Source organism: Arthrobacter sp. SO3 (assembly GCF_020532825.1).
Classification (GTDB): domain Bacteria; phylum Actinomycetota; class Actinomycetes; order Actinomycetales; family Micrococcaceae; genus Arthrobacter.
In genome coordinates, this window is the sequence record NZ_MQTS01000224.1 from 1 (window position 1) to 7,327 (window position 7,327).

6 protein-coding genes are annotated in these 7,327 nt (G+C 70.5%); 4 read left to right on the forward strand and 2 right to left on the reverse strand.

The features are described 5' to 3' along the window. Nucleotides 1-35: 35 nt before the first annotated feature. The gene (locus tag BJQ90_RS19375) at nucleotides 36-1,466 is read right to left on the reverse strand and encodes a dipeptidase (protein ID WP_226761822.1); all 1,431 of its coding nucleotides are present in this window, start codon (nucleotides 1,464-1,466) and stop codon (nucleotides 36-38) included. A gap of 106 nt (nucleotides 1,467-1,572) precedes the next feature. Here BJQ90_RS19375 and BJQ90_RS19380 point away from each other — a divergent pair, with 106 nt between their 5' ends. Beyond that, nucleotides 1,573-2,172: a DUF3043 domain-containing protein gene (locus tag BJQ90_RS19380; RefSeq protein ID WP_226761823.1), complete on the forward strand. Its 600-nt coding sequence runs from the start codon at nucleotides 1,573-1,575 to the stop codon at nucleotides 2,170-2,172. 93 nt (nucleotides 2,173-2,265) lie between these two features. Here the strand turns inward: BJQ90_RS19380 and BJQ90_RS19385 are convergent, their stop codons facing one another. Beyond that, nucleotides 2,266-3,339 (reverse strand): quinone-dependent dihydroorotate dehydrogenase, encoded by a 1,074-nt coding sequence (locus BJQ90_RS19385; RefSeq protein WP_226761824.1) that lies wholly within the window; start codon nucleotides 3,337-3,339, stop codon nucleotides 2,266-2,268. A 67-nt stretch (nucleotides 3,340-3,406) separates the two neighbouring features. Between BJQ90_RS19385 and BJQ90_RS19390 the strand changes: the two genes are divergently transcribed. From BJQ90_RS19390 to BJQ90_RS19400, 3 genes are read left to right on the forward strand one after another with little or no spacing between them, the layout of a single operon-like run. Continuing rightward, complete coding sequence (locus tag BJQ90_RS19390) at nucleotides 3,407-5,104, forward strand: FAD-binding dehydrogenase (protein WP_226761825.1); 1,698 nt, start codon at nucleotides 3,407-3,409, stop codon at nucleotides 5,102-5,104. Between the two features lie 9 nt (nucleotides 5,105-5,113). After that, complete coding sequence (locus BJQ90_RS19395; RefSeq protein WP_226761826.1) at nucleotides 5,114-6,100, forward strand: alpha/beta fold hydrolase; 987 nt, start codon at nucleotides 5,114-5,116, stop codon at nucleotides 6,098-6,100. Next, nucleotides 6,097-7,134 carry an alpha/beta hydrolase gene (locus BJQ90_RS19400; RefSeq protein ID WP_226761827.1) on the forward strand — a complete coding sequence of 346 codons (1,038 nt, stop codon included), beginning with the start codon at nucleotides 6,097-6,099 and terminating at the stop codon, nucleotides 7,132-7,134. Before BJQ90_RS19395 ends, BJQ90_RS19400 begins: the two co-directional genes overlap by 4 nt. Nucleotides 7,135-7,327: the final 193 nt, after the last annotated feature.

Here is a 7,327-nt window from a genome sequence, read left to right on the forward strand (position 1 = left end):
AGATGTGTATAAGAGACAGGGGCGGGCCCGGCCGTTCAGGCCAGCCCTTCCTCATTTAGCCGGGCCAGCATCAACGCCTCCGCCACGATGGCGTTGCGGAAGTCGCCGAGGTGGAGGGATTCGTTGGCGCTGTGCGCCCGCGAATCGGGGTCCTCGACGCCCGTGACGAGGATCTGCACGTCCGGGTACAGCTCGGTCAGGTCGGCGATGAAGGGAATTGAGCCGCCGATCCCTGTCTCCACGGCCGGGACCCCCCACGCTTCGCCGAGCGCCCACATCGCGACGCGGGCGGCCTTGGACGAGGTGTCGGTGCGGAAGGAGTTGCCGCTCTCCCCCGGGGTGAAGACCACATGGGCGCCAAACGGCGCGTTGGCTTCCACATGCCTGCGGATGGCCTCCATGGCCTCCGCCGGATCCTGGCCGGGAGCGAGCCGCATGCTGAACTTGGCCCGCGCCCGGGGCAGGAGGGTGTTGGACGCGACGTCGACGGCCGGGGCATCGAAACCGATGATCGACAGTGCCGGTTTGGTCCACATCCGCGAGGCGATCGTGCCGGTGCCGGCGAGCCGGACGCCGTCGAGCACAGAGGCGTCGGCGCGGTATTCCTCTTCCGGCAGGTCGACGGAGACCTCGTCCCGGCTGACCAGGCCGGCAATCGCGACATTGCCTTCGTCGTCGTGCAGGGTGGCGATGAGCCGGCACAGCAGGGTCGGCGCGTCCAGAACGGGGCCGCCGAACATGCCGGAGTGGACGGCGTGCTCCAGGACCTTAACCTCGATGGTGCCGTCGACCAGGCCCCGGAGGCTGGTGGTCAGCGCGGGGATGCCGACCTTCCAGTTGCTGGAGTCGGCCACGACGATCACATCGGCACTCAACAGCTCGCGGTGGGTTTCCAGGAAGGTGCGGAAGGTCGGGGACCCTGCTTCTTCCTCGCCTTCGAAGAAAAAGGTCACCCCGAGGCCCAGATCGTCGCCCAGCAACCGGGTCACGGCCGAGTAGGCCGCGATGTGGGCGAGGATTCCGGCTTTGTCGTCGGCCGCGCCGCGCCCGTAGAGGCGCCCGTCGCGCTCGACGGCGGTGAACGGCTCCGTCTCCCACAGGGCCAGGTCGCCGGTGGGCTGCACGTCGTGGTGCGCGTAGAGCAGGATCGTCGGTTTGCCGGCGGCGGCCGGACGGCGCGCGACGACGGCGGGACCGCCGGGCGTCCCGTCCTCCTTGTCGCAGCGCAGGATCCGGACGTCGTCGAAGCCGCTGCCGCGCACCAGTTCCGCGACGGCGTCGGCGCTGGCGTTCAGCGGGGCGGGGTCGAAACTGGGCCACGCGATGCCCGGAATGGCGACGAGCTCTTTCAACTGGGCGATCGTGGTGTCGAAGGATTCGGAGACGGCCTGGCGGAGGGCCTCGGTGGAGACGTTTCCGTCACGGCCTGCAGCGGCTTGCGGGTTCCCCGCGGGTAATGAAGTCATGGCCAGAACACTACCCGTGTCGCGGATCACCTCAAACAGGGCCACCGCGTCTCCTGCCCTGTGTGGGCCGGGTCTCGTGCACGCCGCCCCGGGGTATTCTTTAGGGGTGTTTGGACGTAAAAAAGAAGCGCCAGCGGCGCAGGACAGTGTTGACCAGCAGGCGGTCGGGGCAACAGCCCGGGACTCCGCCACCGGCAAGGGCGCGCCCACGCCCAAGCGCAGCGCGCAAGTAGCTGCCCGGAAGCGGCCGCTCGTGCCGGAGGACCGGAAGGCCTCCAAGGCCGCAGAGCGCGCAGCGGTCCAGGAGCAGCGCCTCAAGATGCGGCACGCCATGGACACCGGCGACGAGAAGTTCCTGCCGCTGCGGGACAAGGGCCCGCAGAAGCGCTTCGCCCGTGACTTTGTGGACGCACGCTTCAGCCTCGGCGAGTACCTGATGTTCGGCGCCCTGCTCTTCGTGGTCGTCTCCCTCCTTGTCCCCGCGTCCAGTCCCCAGATGGTTTACGTCCTGGGCGGATTCTGGGTGATGTTCCTGGCCGTCTTCGTCGACGTCTTCATCCTCTCCCGGAAGCTCAAGAAGCGCCTGGAGCAGAAGTTCGGCGACGTGGAACGCGGCACCATCTGGTACGGCTCCATGCGCTCCCTCCAGTACCGCCGCCTGCGCCTTCCCAAGCCCCTCGTCAAGCGCGGCGACTACCCCGCCTGATTCGCGCATTCAACAAGGAGAGCCCCCGGCAGCTGGACTGCCGGGGGCTCTGTCGTCCCACGTCGCGCTGCCGGGGTCCCGGGGCCGCCGCGCCTAGCGCCGGGAGGGGTGCCTCGCGAGCAGCCGGTTGATGCGGGCCGCCCAGAACGGACCTTCGTAAAGGAACGCCGTGTAGCCCTGCACCAGGGTGGCGCCGGCGTCGAGGCGCTGCTGGACGTCCTGCGCCGTCTCGACGCCGCCCACCGAGACCAGGGTCAGCCTGCCGCCGGTCGCTTCCTTCAGCCGGGCCAGCACTTCCAGCGACCGCCGCTTCAAGGGGGCCCCGGAAAGCCCGCCCGCGCCGCAGCCGGCCACTTTCTCCGGGCTGGACGAGAGACCGGCGCGGGCGATGGTGGTGTTGGTGGCGATGATTCCATCGAGTTTCAGGTCCAGGGCCAGGCGCGCGACGTCGTCGATGTCTTCGTTGCTGAGGTCCGGGGCGATCTTGACCAGCAGCGGAACGTGGCGTCCGGAAGCTTTGTCCGCCTCCTCCCCCACGGCGGTCAGCAGCGGGCGCAGCGTTTCCACATCCTGCAGCAGCCGCAGGCCCGGGGTGTTGGGGGAGCTGACGTTGACCACGAGGTAGTCGGCGGCGGGGGCCAGGCTTCGGGCGCTGATGAGGTAGTCGGCCACCGCGTCCTCAAGTTCCACGGCCTTGCTCTTGCCGATGTTGACCCCGATGACCGGGCGGACCCCCGGGTGGCGGCGCTGCAGGGCCGCCCGGGCGGACTTCAGGCGGGGCGCCACCGCGGCGGCCCCGTCGTTGTTGAAGCCCATCCGGTTGATGACGGCCCGGTCCTCGACCAGGCGGAAGAGCCGCGGGGCGGGGTTTCCGGGCTGGGCCTGGCCGGTGATGGTGCCGACCTCCACGTGGCCGAAGCCCAGCTCGGTCAGGGCCTCAATGCCGTGGCCTTCCTTGTCGAAGCCGGCCGCCAGGCCGAACGGCGAGGGGAACGTCAGGCCGAACGCCTGGGTCTGCAGTGACGCCGCCGGCGCGGTGAGCTTGTGCAGCACCCGTCCGGCGCCGCAGGAGTGGGCTAGTCGGATGGCTTTGAAGCCGATCTTGTGGGCGCGTTCGGCGTCCATCCATGAGAAGGCCAGGCGGAAGAAAGTCGGATATACGCGCATGGCTCTAGTTTTCCGGTTCCGGCGGTCCAGACCAAACCCGAGTGCCTGCGGGCGCTAGCATGAAGCCATGACCAGCGACGGCGGAACCCCCGGCACTGCGCCCATCCGGGCTGCCGGATCAGTGATCAACGCTGACGTGGTGGTGGTGGGGGCAGGACTGGCAGGTCTCGTTGCCGCCGCACAGGCCTACGCGGCCGGCCGCCGGGTGGCTGTGCTCGACCAGGAGCCCGAGGCTTCGGCCGGGGGCCAGGCGCACTGGTCCTTCGGCGGGCTCTTCCTGGTCAACTCCCCCGAACAGCGCCGGCTGGGCGTCAGGGACAGCGCCGGACTTGCCCTGGCCGACTGGATGTCCTCCGCCGCCTTCGACCGGCCCGGAGACGCCCTCGCCCGGGACTGGGCCGCCGCCTACGTGGACTTCGCGGCCGGGGAAAAACGTGCCTGGCTCGCCTCCTTGGGCGTGCGGCTGTTCCCCCTCGTGCAGTGGGCGGAACGGGGCGGCTACGGCCCCGACGGCCATGGCAACACCGTCCCGCGCTTCCACGTCGCCTGGGGAACCGGTCCCGCGCTGGTGGCGCCGTTCCTGGCGAAGCTGCGCGAGGGCGAGGCCACGGGCCGGGTGACGTTCCACTTCCGCCACCGCGCGGCAAGCCTCGTCACGGCAGCGGGGCGCGTCACGGGGGTGCAGGGCGAGATCCTGGAGCCCAGCGGCGCGGCCCGCGGCGAGGCCTCCTCGCGGACCGCCGTCGGCAGCTTTGAAGCGGCCGGTGCTGCCGTAGTGGTGACCACCGGCGGAATCGGCGGCAACCACGCCACCGTCCGTCAGCAGTGGGCCGGCGGCCCCGCGCCCCGGACGATGCTGAGTGGCGTGCCGGCCTCGGTCGACGGCGAGTTCCTGGCCGCCGCTGCGCGTGCCGGCGGGAGCCTCATCAACGGGGACCGGATGTGGCATTACCCCGAAGGCATCCACAACCATTCGCCGGTCTGGCCCAGGCACGGCATCCGGATCCTGCCCGGACCGTCATCCCTGTGGCTGGACGCCACCGGGAGCATGCTCCCCGCTCCCCTGTTCCCCGGTTTCGACTCGCTGGGGGCCCTGCGCCATATCCTCGGCACAGGCCACGACCACTCCTGGTTCGTGCTCAACAGGACCATCGCCCTCAAGGAGTTTGCCCTCTCCGGCTCGGAACAGAATCCCGACCTCACCGGCAAGGACGTCCGGCTCCTGGTTTCCCGGCTGCAGCCCGGCAGCGACGGCCCCCTGCAGCACTTCCTCGACCACGGAGTCGACTTCCTGCAGGCCGGCACCCCCGCCGGACTCGCCGCCGCCATGAACTCCCTCACCGGCCGGCGGCTGATTGACCCCGACGGACTGGACCGGCTGATCCGGTCCCGGGACCGGCAATTCGACAGCGGCCTGGGCAAAGACCCGCAGCTCGCCGCCATCCGCGCCGCCCGCCGTTTCACCACCGACAGGATCATGCGGGTGTCGCCCCCGCACCGGATGCTGGACCCCAGGCACGGGCCACTGCTGGCGGTGCGGCTCTCGGTGCTCACGCGCAAAAGCCTGGGCGGGCTCCACACCGACCTGCAGTCCCGGGTTTTGGACGGATCCGGGCAGCCCGTCCCCGGCCTCTTCGCCGCCGGGGAAGCCGCCGGCTTCGGCGGCGGCGGGATCCACGGCTACCGCGCCCTCGAGGGAACCTTCCTCGGCGGCTGCCTCTATTCCGGACGCTCGGCCGGCCGCGCCGCGGCCTCGTCGGTCTAGGAGCCTGCCATGGAATGGGTACCCGATATCCTCGGCGACGACTTCGAGGCCTGCGCCTTCCCGGCGGCCGGCCAGGACGGCATCGAGCGGACCGCCACCCTGGTCCGGCACGTTCCCGGCGCCCGTGCCGGCATGGCCGGCGGGCACCGGGCCGTGTTGTTCCTGCATGGCTGGAGTGATTACTTCTTCAACGAGGAACTCGCCGAATTCTGGACCGGCCAGGGCTTCGCGTTCTTCGCCCTGGACATGCACAACCACGGGAGAAGCCTCCGCGCCGACACACACGGCGGCTATGTGGCCGACCTGGACGACTACGACGCCGAGATCACCGCGGCGATCGGCATCATCGCCGCCCTGCAGCCGGGCGACGCACGACCCGCCGTGGCGCTGATGGGGCATTCCACCGGCGGCCTGATCGCCGCGCTGTGGGCCAGCCGGCATCCCGGGGTGGTTTCGCAGCTGATCCTGGACAGCCCGTGGCTGGAAATGCACGGCAGCCCGGCCGTGCGCCGCGCCGCCCGGACCATGGTGGAACCGCTGGCGCGGTTTTGGCCCGAGGCCATCATCCGCCTCCCCGAACGAGCCTTCTACTGGCGCAGCATCAGCAGCGCGGCCGAAGGCGAATGGACGCTCGATGACACGTACCGCCCGCCCCGGGCGTTCCCCGTCCGCGCCGGCTGGCTGAGCGCCGTCCTCAACGGCCAGTCCCGGGTGGCGCGGGGACTGAACATCGACGTCCCGATCCTCGTGCTGATCTCCGGGGCGAGCGCCAACGGGATGTTCTGGAAGGAATCGATGCGGCGCACCGATGCGGTCCTGGACGTCAACACCATCGCCCTGCGCGCCCTCAGCCTGGGCCGCACCGTCACGCTGGAACGGATCGACGGCGCCCTGCATGACGTGTTCCTGTCCGCCCCGCGCGTCCGCGCCGACGCCTATGCCCGGCTGGCCCGCTGGCTCCGCGCCTATGTGCTGGACGACAGCGGCACCGCATGAGGGTTCCCGTGGTGCGGCCGCTGTGGCGGCAAGATGCGCTGGGTGCCCGCTTTGAGAGCCTGGAACTGCCCCTGGCCGCCGACGACGAAGGCCCCGTTGCCGCGACCCTGGTGCGGCATACCGGCCCGCGCCGGGACCTTGCCGGGGCAGCAGCGGAGTTCCCTGCCGCCCCGGACACACGTGCCCCGGAAAAGGTGGTCCTCTACCTGCACGGCTGGGCGGACTATTTCCTGCAGGCCGAACTCGCCGATCACCTCATTGCCAGCGGATTCCACTTCTACGCCCTGGACCTGCGGAAGTTCGGGCGCAGCCTGCGCGGGTGGCAGACCCCCGGTTACACGGCCGACCTGGCCGTTTATGACGAGGACATCGCGGCGGCGCTGGGGGCGATCGGCTCCGACATCGCCGGCCGCACCGGCGGCTCCGCGGCCCCGACGGTGCACCTGCTGGCGCACTCCCTCGGCGGCCTGGTGGCAGCACTGTGGGCGGACCGAAATCCGGGGCAGCTGGGCACCCTGATCCTCAATGCGCCCTGGCTGGAACTGCAGGGCAGCAGCCTGATCCGGAACATCGCGATGCATCTGGTGGAACCGTTGGCGCGGACCGACCCGCGCCGGCCGCTCCTGCTGCCCAGCATGCCCGGCTACTGGGACAGCGTGAGCGGCACGGCGCACGGGGAATGGCTGCTGGATCCCGTGTGGCGGCCGCGGGAGGCGTTCCCCGTCAGGCCCGGCTGGACGAAGGCTGTCATGGCCGGCCACGCTGCCGTAGCGCAGCGGCTCGACGTCAAGGCGCCGGTGTTGGTGATGCTCTCCGGACGCACCCGGATCCAGGCCGAGTGGTCCGAGGAACTCATGGAAGTCGACGCCGTGATCGATGTCGAGGAAACGGCGCGGCGGGCGCTCGGGCTGGGCCGCCGGGCGGCCGTCTTCCGGTATCCGGGGGCAATCCACGACATCTTCCTGTCCCGCCGCGCGGTGCGGCAGGAAGCCTACGACGATCTCGTCCTCTGGCTGAACCTCTACCCGGGCTGACCGGTCCTGCACCCGGCCGGGGGACGGCGGCCCGTGACCAGGCAGGAACCAGGCGGGAAGCAATCCGTGGTCAGGCAGGAACCAGGCGGGAAGCAATCCGTGGTCAGGCAGGAACCAGGCGGGATCAGACAGGAGTCCGGCCGGACATAGGCCGTGGGTCAGGCAGTGGTCAGGCCGGGCCGGCGGGGGCCGC